12 protein-coding genes are annotated in these 15905 nt (G+C 43.3%); 7 read left to right on the top strand and 5 right to left on the bottom strand.

What is annotated here, in order from left to right; all coding sequences use genetic code 11:
* Positions 1-4: 4 nt before the first annotated feature.
* The 5 genes from VIS94_05525 (at position 5) to VIS94_05505 (ending at position 6155) form a co-directional block, all read left to right on the top strand.
* Positions 5-2869 carry a glycosyl hydrolase-related protein gene (locus tag VIS94_05525; GenBank protein ID HEY9160524.1) on the top strand — a complete coding sequence of 955 codons (2865 nt, stop codon included), beginning with the start codon at positions 5-7 and terminating at the stop codon, positions 2867-2869.
* A 55-nt stretch (positions 2870-2924) separates the two neighbouring features.
* The gene (gene nikR, locus VIS94_05520) at positions 2925-3341 is read left to right on the top strand and encodes a nickel-responsive transcriptional regulator NikR (GenBank protein HEY9160523.1); all 417 of its coding nucleotides are present in this window, start codon (positions 2925-2927) and stop codon (positions 3339-3341) included.
* Between the two features lie 100 nt (positions 3342-3441).
* On the top strand, positions 3442-4482 hold the full coding sequence (locus tag VIS94_05515; protein ID HEY9160522.1) for an energy-coupling factor ABC transporter permease: 1041 nt from the start codon (positions 3442-3444) through the stop codon (positions 4480-4482).
* Between the two features lie 126 nt (positions 4483-4608).
* Positions 4609-5418, top strand: coding sequence for a cobalt ECF transporter T component CbiQ (cbiQ, locus tag VIS94_05510; GenBank protein HEY9160521.1), 810 nt, complete (start codon positions 4609-4611; stop codon positions 5416-5418).
* A complete protein-coding gene (locus VIS94_05505; protein ID HEY9160520.1) occupies positions 5415-6155 on the top strand; it encodes an ABC transporter ATP-binding protein in 741 nt (246 codons plus the stop codon). Before cbiQ ends, VIS94_05505 begins: the two co-directional genes overlap by 4 nt.
* Before the next feature lie 85 nt (positions 6156-6240).
* Here the strand turns inward: VIS94_05505 and VIS94_05500 are convergent, their stop codons facing one another.
* Positions 6241-6930 carry a potassium channel family protein gene (locus VIS94_05500; protein HEY9160519.1) on the bottom strand — a complete coding sequence of 230 codons (690 nt, stop codon included), beginning with the start codon at positions 6928-6930 and terminating at the stop codon, positions 6241-6243.
* A 160-nt stretch (positions 6931-7090) separates the two neighbouring features.
* On the opposite strand from VIS94_05500, the gene VIS94_05495 reads away from it, so the two are divergent.
* Together VIS94_05495 and VIS94_05490 are read left to right on the top strand one after the other, a co-directional pair.
* Positions 7091-7351, top strand: coding sequence for a hypothetical protein (locus tag VIS94_05495; protein HEY9160518.1), 261 nt, complete (start codon positions 7091-7093; stop codon positions 7349-7351).
* Positions 7330-7578 carry a hypothetical protein gene (locus VIS94_05490; GenBank protein HEY9160517.1) on the top strand — a complete coding sequence of 83 codons (249 nt, stop codon included), beginning with the start codon at positions 7330-7332 and terminating at the stop codon, positions 7576-7578. The genes VIS94_05495 and VIS94_05490 overlap by 22 nt, the downstream gene beginning before the upstream one ends.
* Before the next feature lie 82 nt (positions 7579-7660).
* On the opposite strand, the gene VIS94_05485 is transcribed toward VIS94_05490, so the two are convergent.
* From VIS94_05485 to VIS94_05470, 4 genes are all read right to left on the bottom strand, one after another.
* On the bottom strand, positions 7661-8659 hold the full coding sequence (locus VIS94_05485) for a GGGtGRT protein (protein ID HEY9160516.1): 999 nt from the start codon (positions 8657-8659) through the stop codon (positions 7661-7663).
* Positions 8660-8670: 11 nt separating this feature from the next.
* Positions 8671-9363, bottom strand: a complete 693-nt coding sequence (locus tag VIS94_05480; GenBank protein HEY9160515.1) for a hypothetical protein — start codon at positions 9361-9363, stop codon at positions 8671-8673.
* Between the two features lie 232 nt (positions 9364-9595).
* Positions 9596-10084 carry a hypothetical protein gene (locus tag VIS94_05475; protein HEY9160514.1) on the bottom strand — a complete coding sequence of 163 codons (489 nt, stop codon included), beginning with the start codon at positions 10082-10084 and terminating at the stop codon, positions 9596-9598.
* A 17-nt stretch (positions 10085-10101) separates the two neighbouring features.
* Entirely contained in the window at positions 10102-15792 is a 5691-nt protein-coding gene (locus VIS94_05470) for an FG-GAP-like repeat-containing protein (protein ID HEY9160513.1), read from the bottom strand.
* Positions 15793-15905 lie beyond the last annotated feature (113 nt).

Raw genomic sequence — 15905 nt, 5'->3', positions numbered from 1 at the left:
AACAATGGCCGTAATACACATAATATCCCACACCCACTGGGACAGGGAATGGTATCAGACCTTCCAGACGTTCAGGATGAGACTTGTCCATCTGATGGACAAGCTGCTGGAAATTCTTAAAAGCGATCCGGAGTATAAACATTTCATGCTCGACGGCCAGACGGTGGTTCTTGAAGACTATCTGGACATAAGACCTGAAAAAGAAGCTGAACTGAAGGCCTTCATAAAGAAAGGACGCATACTGATAGGCCCGTGGCGTTGCCTGCCCGATGAGTTTCTGGTAAGCGGCGAGGCCATAATAAGAAACCTGATTATCGGAAAAGCCGACTGCAGGAAGTTCGGTGCCGTCATGCCCATAGGGTATATTCCGGATACATTCGGCCACATCAGCCAGCTTCCCCAGATATTTGCCGGATTCGGTTTCAGGGGCGCATCACTTGCCAGGGGTCTGTCAGATGAGCCGGTAGAGCTGATATGGGAGGCGCCTGACGGAACAGGCGTGCTTCTGTCATACCTCAGGGATCATTATGGAAATGCGAGTTTCTATCCGGCAAAGACCGGGGAAAATTCACCGAATGAGCTTAAGGCAATCATCGATTCGCTTCTGCCTCACATAAAAACCGGCCATGTGCTTCTAATGCAGGGGACCGACCACCTTGAACCCGACAGGACGACGCCGGACCATCTCAAAAAGGCCTGCAAGGTACTGAAAGAACATAAAATAATTCATTCGACGCTTACTCAATATTTTGACGGGATATTTTCAGAAGTGGACAGGCAAAACCTGAAACTGCCCGTCATAAAGGGAGAACTGCGCTCTCCCGCCAGAAATCATCTGCTGCCGGGCGTTCTCTCCATGAGGATGTGGATAAAGCAGGATAATCATGCATGCGAAACTCTTCTTGAAAAGCTTGCCGAACCGGCTTCGGCATGGGCTCGTCTGCTTAAAGGAACGGGCGCAGAAGTGAGGGCATTGAAAGACTCCTGGCTCATCAGCGATATCTATCCTTTTGTGAAAAGGGCCTGGAAACTGCTTCTGGAATGCCACCCTCACGACTCCATCTGCGGCTGCTCGATCGATGAGGTTCATGAAGAAATGCACTCGCGTTTTGATCAGGTCATGCAGATCGGAGAGAATGCCGCACGGCACGGCCTCACCAGCCTAGGGATGAATATCAATACCTCTTCTATTGTGGACTCTTCAAAGCTGTTCTCGTCGATTCTTGTCTATAACCCGGCAAGCCGGCAGGCAACCCAAGTTGTTACCGCAGACATTCTGATGCCCATCGGCTCCTGCTCTGTCGAGATTGTAGATGCGGATGGAAACACCGTTCCATATGAAATTATCGAACCGATGCAATCTGAAAACTATCTCGACTCGGAGATGGACAAGGCCGGCATCCTGGGAATGATTGAGATGGCCAAACAGGGAAAGCTTCCCGAAATCATAAAAATCTATGATATTGATGCAAAAAAGGACGGCGACTGCCTCAAACTTGAAATAGGAATTTGCGATGTTGATGAAGTTATTGCAGAACCTCTCGCATTAATGGATGAAAAGATCAATACATGGCTCAATGACGATTCCATAAAAGATTTTCATCTGCGCGTCAGGATAGTAAAACCCGCTGCAATAAGATTCCTTGCAAAAGACGTCCCCGGAATCGGCTATGCCGTATTCGGAGTGAAAAAATCGGATGTTTCACATGATTATTCATACGAAAACTCTAACGGAATCGAAAACAGCATGTTTGCGGTAAAGGCGGATATGTCCACCGGGACTCTTACCGTTACCGACAAAAGGACGGGGATCGTATTCAAAGGTCTTAACAGTTTCCGGGACGGAGGCAACAAGGGCGATGAATACAACTACTGCCCGCCTGAGAACGACCGTATGGTATCCTCTGACAACGCCGAAATACTTTCGATACTTGCCGTGGAAACACCCTGCGCCAGGACGCTTGAGATACACAAGATACTGAATATCCCGCAGGCCCTTACTGAAGACAGAAAATCAAGGGATGAGATAACACTTCCGCTTGAAATCATCACGCGTGTTTCAATCTCTGATAATGTTGAAAGAATCGACATCGAGACCTATGTTGAAAACCTCTCGAGCGACCACAGGCTGAGGGTCCATTTCCCGACGCCCTTTAAAGCTGATTCCGCATTTTATGACGGCCATTTCGATGTAATCGAGAGGCCGCTAGGCTGTGCCGCACCCAATCCGGCGTGGCCGGAAGATGCAAGACCGGAAGTCCCGCAAAAGTCATTTACCGATGTTAACGACAGCAAAAACGGCATGATGATAGCAAGCCGCGGACTGCCTGAGGTTGAAGTAATCAGGACCAGCGACGGCTCCGAAATAGCCCTTACACTTTTAAACTGTGTCGGCTGGCTTTCCAGGGATGACTTTGCAAACCGCAGGGGCCATGCCGGCCCGCCGCTTACCCCGACTCCGGATGCGCAGATGATAGGCGGTCATGCGTTTTACTATTCCATAATTCCGCATAAGGGCGGCTGCATAAATGCTGCAAACCTTGCATACTCGTTCAACTCCCCCATGACCGGTCTTCAAACGACGATTCACAAAGGCAGCCTTCCTGCAAGTGCATCGATGCTGAAGACTGAACCTCAATCATTCATCATAAGCACAATTAAACCCGCAGAAGACGGCAAAGGGATAATAGTTCGCGGCTACAGCATTGCCGATGAGGTGACAGAGGTTTCATTAAAGCCTCTCTTGAAATTCAAAACAGCCTTAAGGGTGATGCTTGACGAGACGGCAATTGAACCGGTCACCATACATGACGGCGTTATCCGTTTTTCCGCACGGCCGAGGGAGATCGTTACCATAAGACTTAAATAGGCATTACACGTGGTTTATCACGCTGTACTAAACTATTATAATATGCAGGTGATTTATGTCAGAGCTTGTAAGATTCGGCGTATCGGTAGAAAAAGGGCTTTTGGATAAATTCGACAAGCTCATCAGGGACAGGAGCTATACCAACCGCTCCGAGGCAATCCGTGACCTCATCCGCCAGGAACTTGTAAAGGACGAATGGGAGGAGGGCCAGGATGTAGCCGGCGCAATCACATTCATATACGATCACCACAAGCGCGACCTGCTCCACACACTGGCCCATATACAGCATGACTATCAGGAAACGATAATATCTTCCCAGCATATCCACCTTGACCATGACAACTGCCTGGAAATAATAGCAGTAAAAGGAAAGGCCGAAGAAGTCGTGGCGCTTGCATACGCTCTCAGGTCGGTTAAAGGCGTCCGCCACGGCGATCTGAGCATGACGTCTACAGGTAAAGAAATCGAGTGATAATATTGATGTTATTAAATTAAAAAACGTACTTTTATCTTGCTACCTTTTTTAATTTCGTGCTACGCTATCTTCACTTCTTATTCCGGAGGTTCGAATCATGCATATGGCGGATGCGCTTATATCACCGGCTGTAGGTGGTGCGATGTGGGCTGTTTCGGCGGGACTTGTGGCTTATTCGTCCAAAAAGGTATCAAGCGAGGATCAGAGCAGCCGAACAGCACTCATGGGTGTACTCGGGGCATTCGTCTTTGCAGCACAGATGATTAATTTTACGATCCCGGCAACAGGATCGAGCGGACACCTTGGAGGGGGGCTTATTCTATCGATTCTTTTGGGGCCTTACGCAGGGTTCATTGTCATGGCTTCTATCCTTACTGTACAGGCCCTCATATTCGGTGACGGTGGACTGCTTGCCCTCGGCTGTAACATATTCAATCTCGGTTTCTGGACATGTTTTGTCGCCTATCCCCTCATTTACAAAAAGATTGCGGGAGAAAAGCCCACACAGGGAAGAATTATTACAGGGTCTCTCCTCGCCGCAATCATAGGTCTCCAGCTCGGAGCCTTCAGTGTAGTCATTGAAACAATGTCTTCGGGAATCAGCGAGCTTCCGTTCAATACATTCGTCCTGCTCATGCAGCCGATACACCTTGCAATCGGCATAGTCGAGGGTGTTGTAACCGCCGCGGTAGTCTCGTTTGTCTGGAAGGCAAAACCGGAAATTGTCGCACAGGGGGCAGGGCTTAAAATGAACACCCCGATAAAAGGCGTCGTCATCGCAATCGGCATCGCTGCTGCGCTTATAGGAGGCATCCTCGCATGGTTCGCTTCATCGCAACCGGACGGTCTCGAATGGTCGATGTTCCGTACTGCCGGAAAAGAAGAACTGGCCGCACCCGCAGACAGTATCCACAAAGCGTTTGCATCAATTCAGGAAAAGACCGCAATACTGCCCGACTATAATTTCAAACAGACCGTTTCGAAGAGTGAATCCGAAGTGGCAGAGACTTCCGAGTCCTGGCCGGGTATAAGTGCAGGAACTTCTTTTGCCGGAATCATCGGAGGAATCCTTACCCTGGCATTAGCTTTTCTCATTGGCACAGTTCTCAGAAAAGCGGGCAATCAGGCAAAAACATAAAATTGATTTGATTTTCTGTTGCGAGTATCATGCAGACTGCATGATATCAATCATCCGGGGGACAAGGCCCTCTTCCTTTCCCCCGGATGATTTAAATCGGCTGTTTGGATATCACGGAGAATATTTTTGGCAGGTATTGAAAAAGCACTGAACTCTATCGGCAGCCTTAACCTGCTGTCCCTCCAGGACACACCCGTTCACAGGGTTGATCCGCGTTCAAAGATTCTGGTGACCGTTTTTTTTATTTTCATTACCGTTTCTTTTCCGAAGTATGAACTTTCAGGTCTGCTGCCGTTGATCATATATCCGGTTGCCACAATGTCTCTGGGAAGGGTACCCTTAAAGAACATGGGCCTGAAAATCGTTGCAGTGTCGCCATTCGCCATCGCCATAGGTATTGCAAACCCCTTTATTGACCGTCAGACTGTAATGAGTATCGGCAGCCTGGACATCTCAGGCGGTACAATTTCATTCATATCGATATTGATTAAGTTTATCCTGACAGTTGGAACCGCTCTTACACTGGTTGCTACAACCGGATTCGAGACCATGTGTGCCGGTCTCATCAGGCTCAAGATCCCGAGGGTCTTTGCGGTTCAGCTTCTGTTCATGTACCGGTATATATATGTGCTGTTCGATGAAGCATTAAGAATGATCCGCGCATACAGTCTCAGGTCATTCCGCACTTACCCTGACATAAAAATTACCGGCTCCCTTGTCGGTCAACTTCTGTTAAGGTCAATGAACAGGGCGGAGCGAATCCACAACGCAATGATTTCAAGAGGTTTCGACGGCGAGGTTAGAATAATGAAAACAATGAGAATGAGACCTGCTGACTATTCATACATGATATTCTGGTGCGTGTTCTTCTTTCTGTGCAGAACTTATAACCTGCCGCAGGCCCTTGGCCATCTGATAATAAGGACAGTATCATGAGCCATCATATTGTTGAAGCTGTCAGCCTTGAATACACATACCCGGACGGCACAAAGGCCCTTGACGGTATAAATTTCAAAATAATCCACGGGGAAAGCGTTGGCATTGTGGGAGCTAATGGTGCAGGCAAGTCAACGATGCTTCTGCTTTTAAACGGCTGCCTTACTCCGTCATCGGGTTTTGTCAGGATCGGCGATTTTCCGCTTACTGATAAAACAGTCAAAGATGTGCGTAAAAGGGTCGGCACGATTTTTCAGGACCCCGACGACCAGCTTTTCATGCCTACTGTTTATGACGATGTAGCTTTCGGTCCGCTCAATATGGGCATTCCCATTGAAGAAGTAAAAAACCGGGTGGAAACAGCACTTGCAATGGTTGATGCAATACACCTGAAGAACAGGCCGCCGTACAGGCTTTCGGGAGGGCAGAAAAAGGCGGTGGCAATCGCAACAGTCCTTTCCATGACGCCCGACATACTGCTCCTTGACGAACCCAGCAGCGGGCTCGACCCCAAATCGAGAAGGCAGCTCATCGACTGGCTCAAGTCCTTTCATCATACGAAGATAATAGCGACTCACGACCTCGATCTCGTGCTTGATGTCTGCGAAAGAACAATAGTCATAAATGACGGTCGTGTTGCGGCGGATGGAAATACTCATGATATTTTTTCGGACACCATGCTCCTGGAAGTCAACCATTTGGAAAAACCCCTGAGCATGCAAATAAAATCGACTTGAAGCCGATCAGCCATGTCGATAAAAAAAGCTGGCTATATTGTCTGATTTCATTATTCAGACACTTTTGCCGGATTGTGTAATAGCTTCACTCCTCATCGTCAGGCCATTCTTTCCGGACCTTCCTTTGTGAAATGAACATACCGACGAGCGATGATATGAAAAATACTATATAGAACTGCCCTAAAAGACCTTCAATTATTGTGAGCGCCCTTGCCGTAGGTGAGATGGGAATGATATCTCCCATTCCTATGGTAAGAAGAGCTGAGAAGCTGTAATAGTTTAGGAGGGAACTGTTTCTTCCGAATTCACTGATTGTGGCATGAGGACCGAAATCGAAAGAACCAGGATTTATCGTTTCGATATTCATATAGAGAATGCCGCATAATACACCGATCAGCATATAAGCGCAGAATCCGCCTATAACCGCGTCTGCCGTTATTTTCTCCTGGGAATAAATATAGGCAACAATCTGATAAATGACCATACATAGAAAACAGCTGGACGTTATGCAGGTGATCACAAGCGCTGTTTTGCTCAAAAGCAGATATGTGGATGCTGTGCTGAGAACTGTCAATATGAAAAGAATCGTACCGATGAAACGTTTTTTCAGAATAAACACGGCGATTCCCAGAACAATGATCAATGCGACGTCATTAAGCATCCTTACCGGCAGGTTGTCCTGCATAAAGGGTTCTATAAGCATGTTCAAGAGAATGAATATGAAGAGCCATATGAAAAGGAATCTTGTCTCTCTTAATTGTTTATTTTCTCCCATGTCTCACCCCGAATATGCTTAAAAGAAAACGCTCTTTCAATCATGTTCATTTTACATGTTAATCGGCATCATTTTCGATAATAATGAAGGATAGCGTTGCATGGTGATAACTACACCTGTAAAATACCCGGATGAACACCGCATGTAAAGCCAGCCAAACATGGGGCACCGAAAAGGGTTCTTCCAGGTTTTCCTAATACTGATATTCCTCATATCCACCCCTCTTTCGGTTTACGCATTGCCTGCCCCGCCTTCTGAAATAATCGAACAGCTTGAGAATACCACTGAACAGCGCGTCGAAGCGGTTACTATTCTCGGCGGCAACAACGGTGCCGTAGACGGATTCTACGAATTCAAGACGACCGACAATCTCAATGGGAAAACAAGCTTGATGTTGACGTGCCGCTTGGTATCAGACTGACGAAACGAGAGCTTCATACCGGCGGGTTTATAGCGGCAACAGGCCTGTTCGGTGACGCCTCTGAAGGCTTCCATGAAGACCTCATTTATACGGTGAACGGCCGCATTGTGCTCGACATGATGGGCAACCTCTGGAGAACCCGCTGGCTGGGTATTGGCGCGTCTTATTTCTGGGGAGAATACTTCAGCGGATGGGCCACCGGCGCTGATTTAAAGCTTCAGTTCTAAGCCTCCATCGTATCGATTCTGGTTAACAGCTCAACAGCTTATCAGCTGAAGCTCCTGAGTTAAGTTGTCAGGCCCTGCTTTCCTATTTCATGGCTTGTTCCACCGCAACCGCAACAGCCACTGACGCACCCACCATCGGATTGTTGCCCATTCCCAAAAAGCCCATCATTTCTACGTGGGCGGGCACGGATGACGAGCCTGCAAACTGTGCATCCGAATGCATGCGGCCCATGGTGTCTGTCATACCGTAGGAAGCAGGTCCGGCAGCCATGTTGTCGGGATGAAGCGTACGGCCTGTTCCGCCGCCCGAAGCAACAGAGAAATATTTCTTGCCCTGTTCCTGACATTCCTTTTTGTATGTGCCTGCTACCGGGTGCTGAAAGCGGGTAGGATTAGTAGAATTTCCCGTGATCGACACGTCAACGCCCTCATGATGATTGATTGCCACGCCTTCGCGCACATCGTCAGCACCGTAGCATCGCACCTTTGCGCGTTCGCCCGTCGAATATGCCATTTCGCTTACAATAGTGAGCTTGCCCGAAAGGTAATCGAACTTTGTCACAACATGGGTAAACCCGTTGACACGGGAAATGATATGGGCCGCGTCCTTGCCGAGGCCGTTAAGGATTACCTTGAGCGGTTCTTTGCGAGCCTTGTTTGCGGATTTCGCAAGGCCTATGGCGCCTTCAGCCGCAGCAAATGATTCATGGCCGGCAATAAACGCAAAACACTTTGTCTCTTCACGGAGCAGCATTGCGGCAAGATTGCCGTGGCCGATGCCTACTTTCCTGTCATCCGCGACCGAGCCCGGAATGCAGAAAGCCTGAAGGCCTTCACCCAGCGTTTCGGCGATTTCGGCAGCCTTTTTCTGACCTTTCTTAATTGCAATAGCCGCACCCATAATATACGCCCAGCATGCGTTCTCAAAGCATATCGGCTGGACATCCTTGACTATCTTATATACGTCAAGCCCTTTGTCCTTGCAGATTTTTTCAGCTTCTTCAATTGTGGCAATACCATATTTCTCAAGCACCGGATTTATTTGTGCTATCCTTCTTTCGTATCCTTCAAATAGTGCCATATTCTCCTCCCCTATTCGTGCCGCGGATTGATTACCTTGACAGCTTCGGCAAAACGGCCGTAAGTCCCTGTTGCTTTCTTGAGCGCCTCGTTTGCATCCATCCCGTTCCTTATCATTTCCATCATGCGGCCGATATGGACAAACTTATAGCCGATGATCTCGCTGTCCGCATCCAATGCAAGTTCCAGTACATAACCCTCGGCCATTTCCAGATAACGCGGACCTTTGGCAACTGTCCCGAACATGGTCCCGCAAACGCTGCACAGGCCTTTACCCAGATCTTCAAGGGAAGCACCTATCGGAAGACCCCCTTCTGAAAATGCAGTTTGTGTCCGTCCATACGCAATCTGAAGAAACAGCTCACGCATCGCCGTGTTGATCGCATCACAGACAAGGTCTGTATTCAGGGACTCAAGGATGGTCTTTCCTGGAAGAATTTCAGCTGCCATTGCTGCTGAATGAGTCATACCGGTGCAGCCTATTGTTTCGACAAGGGCTTCCTCAATTATGCCATCCTTGACATTGAGTGTAAGTTTGCACGCCCCCTGCTGCGGTGCGCACCAGCCCACACCGTGCGTAAGTCCAGATATATCTTTTATTTCTTTCGCCATTACCCATTTGCCTTCCTCGGGAATCGGTGCAGGGCCGTTTCTGGGGCCTTTTGCCACCTGACACATATGCTGAATCTCTTCTGTGTATTCCACGGTCATTTTCTCCTTTTAAAGGTTTTATGTTTTAGCGGAAATTCTCATGTATATTGTTGAATATTTTAAGCTCTCCCATCAAGCCTTAAATTTGTATTTCTCAAAAAAATGCCATGAGTATTTGGAAGCTTAAACTTTAATGTACAGATCCCCTCGGAAAGGAGAGCTGTCATATCAAGTTGAAGGTACTAAATTTTAATGGGTAACCAGTTTGCTTTCTTGTGTATTTTCCCTATTCAATGAGTTCTATGTTATTAATAATTAATTTATATTCAGAAAATCTATTTTCATTCCCTTGGTACATAAAGACCATGTTAATGCTTTTTACATATAATTCATAAATATATTTAGATTTATTGTTCAGATAAGATATTTCGAATGCTTTATTTCCTTTATAATTAATTTCTCCATATTTTATTATTCTATTTCCATTACCTTCAGTAAATTCTTTTATATTTGAAAATGTCAAAGGACCTCTTGAATACTTTATAATTTGAAGACCATCCACATATTTTGTATCAATTGAAATTAAATGAAGTCCAAGATCCCCATTAATATAACTTGATATTCTATCACTTGGGTAAGTTATTTTCATACCATTCCATATTATTGTTTTATTCATGTCATAAAATTTGCTTGATTCTTTATTAGATGAACAAGAAAATAAAATTAATATAATAAAAACCAATATATTGTAATATTTTTGAGTTTTCTTTTTCATAACTTTTAATACCTTTTTTAAAAAGGATTACTTACTTTCCCCACATTTTTTGATCTTCTCAGACCACTCATTCCTTCAATACATTCTTCTTGCCATCTCTGAGCAGTAGAAATACAATCATTATACTCTTTTTGCATGCCTTTTTCTCTATAGTTTGGACAAGCATCATAAGCTCTTAGAGCCATATCACATTTCCACTTAGCATTCTTATATTCATCAATGCATTTATCAGCAGCTTTTGCTTTTTCTGCTTGATCTACACCATCACCTATTATACCGAGGGTTTCAAGAAAACATCTTGTTTCTTCCCATGATATAGGTTCAATTTCACTGTAGAATTCATCCGGTGTGCGTGTATCTATTTCAAATTGCATGTTCCCATTTAAATAGGTTTCATCATTTTGAATGTTTTTGCTATTAGTTACTTTAGTATCGCCGATCTCTTTGTCACCAGGATTACTCACTCCTCTCTGTTTATTACAACTATCAAAATTCCTTTTTTGTGCTTCATAAGCGCTGTCAGATAATCCCCCAGGCAGTCCTGCACTAGCCATTGTACTCCTATGCGGTGCACCAATATGAATTCCAAAGAAATCCTGACCGCATGAATGGGATTTACTGTCTTTTGACGAGGAGCTATTCTTCTCTGTAGATGGTGCACTTGCTGTCCCTGAGCTGGAACCGCTTCCCGTTGAAATTCCGGAACTGCTTCCATTCACACGAAAACCAGATGGCGCGGATATACCCCATAAAAATCCCATCGGATCAATATATACGAGAGGGTTGTTCATACAGTAGCTATATCTGTTTAATGACTGCGAGTTGTAAGGAGCCTGAATAAACGGATCAGGACTTATGAATCTCCCCATATTGGGATCATATATACGGCCTTTCATATGGATCAAGCCTAACTCATCCAACTGCACATGGCCGGTAAACCCACGATTGGTTATTAAACCTGTCAAGGTAGGAACAGTTTTCCAGTCCCAAGTAGCGGGATCACGCTTTGAACCATAGGTGCTGTAGCTGGATATCTGATCCTTTTGCCCCAGATCATTTGTAATACAGGTAATCGACCCAAGGTTATCTTTATGCAGGTAATAATTTTTAACATCCGATTGTGAGTTTTCTCTGTGTATATTGTGAATCGCAATAGATTCGCCTGCAACCTGAATATAATGTTTGTAGTCAACAACATCACCTGTGCTGACTTTTTCAAACAACTCACTGCAATAGACAGTAGTTGTTGTGTTTGCGTTGATCACGATTTCCTGTTTGATAAGCTCAAGCATCGGGCCATAAGTAAATGTTGCCGAATCTGAGCCTTTTGTGACTTTGTAAGGCATGTTGTATGCGTTGTAGGTCAGCTTTCTCAATGAATTGGATACACCTGCTTTTTTCTCAGACTCCTCGATCATATTCCCGTTATCATCATAACTATAATTCAATTCACTGCCGGATTTTTTAATTGTGCTTACCGCATGCGGTTTTGAGCCATACTGGTAAGTACCCATATCAGTTTTTGTCATGATGTTTCCATTATCGTAATAATCATATGTCATATCTGTAACGCCTGATATCTTGGAGCTTCTAAGCCTGTTTAATCTGTCATATTCAAACGTTTCATTTAACGTCTTTGAGGGGTTTGATGCATCAGCCCTGGTTTTCATGTTTCCAATTTCATCATAAGTAAATGATAATTTTTGAACATTCCCTGAAGTGTTGATTTCGGCAAGCCGCCCTGTGCTATTATCATAAATATACTCTGTCGTCAGGGCGTTACCCAGACTTACGTTTGTAACCTGTCCAAGTGCATTAAGTGAGTTAGCTTTCCAGTATTCCTTTGTTGAATCATACACTTTTTCCAGGTATCCGTTTTTGTATCCGTATGTAACCATGAACCTGGTCGATTCACTTGTTTCCGGATATGTTATCGATTGAATACGGCTCTCGGAATCATATGTTGTAGTAATGACATATTCCTTTTCATCAATAGTCTTTGTAACTATTGTAGGCCTGTTGTATGAATCATACTGATAGGTTTCTTTATATGTTTTGTCCGGTGCGGTAACATTAATATCTGAAAGTAAACCAAGGGTTGTCTGTGTTTTATCATATATCCAGGTTGTAGTTTCTTTCGTTTTTGTTGTTCCGAATACTTCAGATAAAAGATTTGATTTTGCTGTTGATGCAAAACATTTAGGTTTTGTATCATCGGTTCCCTGTATTTCAATTGCTTCCCTTGTTTTTATACGCCCCAACAGGTCGTACCCGTTGGTTATAGTCTGCTGTTTTTGATCTGTTTGAATTACCAGTTCACCAAAAGGATTATATGTATAACTCCATGTACCCATATCAGGATCGGTCATGCTCGTCTTTCTGCTTAACTTATCATAGACCATTTTGATAACATTACCCGATTTGTCTTTAATCTCTGTTAAATTTCCCAGCGGGTCATAAGCGTAGGTTGTTGAAATTGAATCATCCAACTGTTGAACTTTGGCAATACTACCAAATACATTATATGCGCGTCTGGTCTTCTGTCCCTTCTGGTTGACTGCAGTTGTTGTCATGCCATCTTCATCATTATAAGTATATGATGTAGTACCTGAATCATACCTTGTTATAATACCCGGCCTGTCATAGTCGTCATATTCATTGTAGCTTGTAGCCTGAGGGTCGCCAAAAATATAATGGAACCTTGTTTCGACAGTTTTTCTGCCAAAAGCATCATAACCGGATGACATCACAATATCCTCACCATTAAATCCAATGGAATATGTATAGATAGCACGGTCAAATATGTCGTAATGCCTTGTTATCGGTGGTTTTCCCGAACTTTCATTCTTTATAAAATATGCGCAGTTTTCAAGACTTGAAAAACCATATGAATATGTTGTCTGTGTCTGGTCAGGTCTTTTTTCTGATATTTTTCTTCCGAAACCGTCATTTGAGAAGGTGGTTTCCAAATTATTCGGATCAATCAATGATACTATTGTGCCATAACCATCATCAAATTTCTGTTTTGTTATGTGATTCAAAGGATTCTTTGTTTCAAGCGTATGTGTTGTATCCGTATAGACATATGAATAAGTGGTTTCTCTTGCTGATACTCCATACCCCGAAATCTTGTCTGAGCCAATGCAACCATATTTAGTTTCATAATCATATTCGGTAATTTTTTTAAGGGATGAAGTAGTCGATTCGTTGGGTTCTATTATTATCTTTTTTAGCTTTCCGTATTTGGGCCGGTTTAAATCGCTATCTAGAGGAGTTTCATCAGTAAAATATTCGTATAATGTCATATTCGTTACTGGATCAATAGATTTGTATTCATTTGTTACAGGATCCATATAAGTATATTCAGATGTAATTTCTTCGGATTTCAACAACCCCGTGTTCCAGATCAGATCAATGACTCTGACTGGATAATAATTATAATTATATTTCTTTTTTAAAGTGTCTTTACTTATTGCCGTTGCGGTAACTTCTTTATTTAAGAGGTTTCCCATACCCGTATAACTTTGTACTGTAGTTGTTTCCTTTAACAACATAGATTTTGGTGGGAGGGCATACAATCTCTGCACAGATTGCTTTACATACGGAAAATAAGTTTGTGCGATATTCCAGATAGAGCTGTATGAGCTCAGATTGTAGTTTTCCGAATTTAGTGTGTTTACTGGTACATAGGATGCATCAAATGAATTGCCGAACTTATATACTGAAATTTCCCATATGTATTCAGATGAATTCAGCAAAATGCCGCTGATGGATTTAACTGTTTGAGTTTTTTCCACCAGACCAACGAATGGAAATGTTTGTAGATAATTATATATTGTATCAATCTGTCTATCATAATCCCGCATTCTGATCTCATAGAATCCCTGGAATCGTCTGCGGACTATATCCATTTTTGCACTGCTGTAAGTATAACTGTATGTTCGTGTACCTCCAACTCCATTGCTCCTGAAGACGTTTTTAACTACAGCTAAAGGACCCTCATAATCTACTATTGGGTATAATGATGTGGTTATTCTAGTATAAATGCTACTGTCACTTAGAAGGCCATAACCAATTTCTATTAATTCATCTAGGCCGTTTGTTATAGACAGCAGGTAATCAGGCAATCCTGATCTCGATACCGTAACACAATCATAATCAATTCCGATAGCTGGGTTAGCTTCAGTAACACAATCATCAATGCCATCTCCATTAAAGTCAGCCACTGAAACCCAATCACCCATATTCCACTGAGTATTTCTACCCCAGTAAGTTAAAGGAGCAAAGCTGGTTCCATTTGAAAGAGTTACGTTTAAATTGCCCTGAGAATAATTTTCAGCAATATCAGCTCTACCATCTCCGTTGAAGTCTCCGATTTTGGCTGTAGAAGAATATGTTGTTTTGTTATTCGAGGTAAATGGAATTGATGTCAATCCACCTCCCCATCTCTGTTTGGGTAACAATCCCTTACATGTGGAGACTCTTACATAAATATCGCCATTCGGTCCGATCTCAACTACATCGTCCTTATTGTCTCCATTCATGTCTCCAATAAGTATGTTTTTGAGTAGAGATATGTTATTAAAAGGGCTATCAGGCCATTCGATTCTGTCAAATCCATTCCCATTAGATAACCATGTATACCAGACACCATTACCTCTTCCTTTGCCAATAAAATCTATTTTTTTATCTCCGTTAAAATCACCAGTTTTAATATAATCTATTCCATATGATATAGTAGACCAATTGTAAGTATTAAAGGCAACCCCATTTGATATATAAACGTAAAATTTATCCCTATCATTGCTTGTAGAGGTTGATGGTGTACCAACTATATCATCACGGCCATCACCATTCATATCTGCTGCTATAAAACTTCTGCTATCACTATATATTCCTCCATATGGTAACCATACCTGATATGGTTCAAAAGAATTTCCATTAGATAAATATACTAAGATCGCGCCTTTAAATGTTCCATAAATTTGAGCAATATCTTTTCTGCCATCTCCATTGAAATCACCTACAAAAATTTCTGCAGTTGAATTATTTACAACATCCAATGTTCCCCACAGAACACCTGCTTCATAATTATTACCATTTGATTTATATACAATAAGTTCATTAGAGTTGTATTTCCTGATTAAAAGATCTGTCTTTCCATCACCATCAAAATCAGCATAGTGTGCATCACCGCTTGGAATTGATCCCTGTTTCCATTGTGCCTCATCCTGGAACCCGCCATTATTGTCACTCCATGTAAAGAGAGTTGATGGTATATAATTATTATTCCCGTCGTAAAGCGTTATACTCTTCAACCTGGACCTTTTAGTTGAAAATCCCTGTTCGTAATTTAAAAAATAATCATTAATCAATCGACCACCGGAATAAGTTTTTATGTGGGTTAACTTTTTTGTCATAAAATCAGCAGATCCGCCTAGGTACCGCTGAATCATATCTGGTCTATCCTCATAATCGAAAATAATTGAACAAGTAGGATTGCTAGATGAAAGATACCTGTAATCAATCCTAGTAGGCCAATATTCGCCTGTATCTGTATTCTTGCCATATGTATATGTTATTTTATTGCCAGCCCTGTCTTTTATTTCACTCAATGCCCAGATCAAGACTGTATTATCGCTTCTTCCCTGTGCATATATCCTGGAATTATCAGATGTTTCTGACCTTCCCCCCGAAAAATAAGCCATATTTGAAGCGAGTATGATCTGGTAAAAAGGTAAGAGGAGGATCGTACCATGAGGAGAGGGAGATTTGGAGAGGAGCAGATAATCCGGATACTGAAGGAGAGAGAAGCCGGGGT

Source organism: Desulfomonilia bacterium (assembly GCA_036567785.1).
Taxonomy (GTDB): domain Bacteria; phylum Desulfobacterota; class Desulfomonilia; order UBA1062; family UBA1062; genus DATCTV01.
Note: the sequence above shows the minus strand (reverse complement) of the source record. Positions and strands in the feature narration are given on the sequence as shown.